We start from the raw sequence: 1,560 nt of genomic DNA on the forward strand, positions 1-1,560 counted from the left end.
ACTGCACCTGCAGATCCGCCCGGCCCACATACTCCAACCGGCCATCGGCCCGCCACCGGCCCAAATCCCCCGTCCGATACATCCGCTCACCGGGAGGGCCGAACGGGCACGCCACGAACCGCTCCGCCGTCAACCCCGGACGATTCAGATAACCCCGCGCCAGGCCCGCCCCCGCCACATACAACTCCCCGACCACCCCGGGCGGGACCGGGCACAACGCCTCGTCCAGGACGTACACCCGCAGGTCCGGAATACCCGCCCCGATCAGACTCCCCCGCCCCGACGCGGCCGTCACCTCGTCCAACGCCACATACGACACATGCACCGTCGTCTCGGTGATCCCGTACATGTTCACCAGCACCGGCGCGTCATCCGCATGACGCGAATACCAATCACCCAGCCGCGCCGGCTCCAGCGCCTCACCACCAAAGATCACAAAACGCAGGCCCAGCCGCGCCCCCAGCCCCGGATCCTCCCGATCCGCCCCCATCAACCCATAGAACGCCGACGGCGTCTGATTCAGCACCGTCACCCGCTCCCGGACCAGCAACTCCAAGAACTCACCCGGCGACCGCGACACCCCGAACGGCACCACCACCAACCGCCCGCCGTACAACAACGCCCCCCACAACTCCCACACCGAGAAATCGAACGCGTAGGAATGGAACAACGTCCACACATCCCCCGCGCCGAACCCGAACCACGCCTCCGTCGAGGCCAGCAGGCGCACCACGTTCCGGTGCGGGACCACCACACCCTTCGGCCGGCCGGTCGAGCCGGAGGTGTAGATGACGTACGCCGGATGGTCGGGCCGGACGTCCGCGCCGGGGTCGGTGTCGGGGTACGACGACAGGTCGGCCGTCAGGGTCTCGGTGGTGATCGTGAGGACCGGCTTGGCGTCCTCGATCATGTACGCGATGCGGTCGGCCGGATAGTCCGGGTCGATCGGCAGGTACGCCGCCCCCGCCTTCAACACCGCCAGCACCGCCACCACCAGATCCGCCGAGCGCGGCAGCGCCAGGGCGACGAACCGCTCCGGGCCGACCCCCTCGGAGATCAGCGCGTGCGCGAGGCGGTTGGCCCGCGCGTTCAGCTCGCCGTACGTCAGCGACGTGCCGGGCGCGGTGACGGCGACGGCCTCGGGGGACCGGGCGGCCTGGGCCTCGAACAGCGCGACGATCGTGGCCGGCTCCGGCTCGGCCCCGTCGCCCGCCCAGGTGGTCAGGAGCTGGGCGCGCTCGGCCGGGTCGAGGAGGTCGATCTCCGACAGGCGTACGGAGGGGTCGGCGGCGACCGCGCGCAGCAGCCGCTCGAAGCGCTCGCCGATGGACTGCGCCGTGGGGCGGTCGAACAGGTCGGCCGCGTAGGTGATCGTGCCGAGGAGGCCGCCGCCGGGCCGTTCCTCCAGGGAGAACTGGAGGTCGAACATGGCGGTCCCGTGGTCGAACGGCTCCAGCCCGACGGAGAAGTCCATGAGGTCGAGCCGCGCCTCGGGCATGTTCTGGAAGGCGAGCATGACCTGGAACAGCGGATGCCGCGCCATCGACCGCGCCGGCGCCA

At 70.6% G+C, this 1,560-nt stretch carries 1 protein-coding gene; it reads right to left on the minus strand.

Annotation, left to right across the window (positions count from 1 at the left end; all coding sequences use genetic code 11):
• Positions 1 to 1,560 (minus strand): non-ribosomal peptide synthetase (locus D5H75_RS40680; protein ID WP_119931984.1); only part of this gene is annotated, 1,560 nt, incomplete at both ends.

The organism is Bailinhaonella thermotolerans (assembly GCF_003594875.1).
Taxonomy (GTDB): Bacteria; Actinomycetota; Actinomycetes; order Streptosporangiales; family Streptosporangiaceae; genus Bailinhaonella; species Bailinhaonella thermotolerans.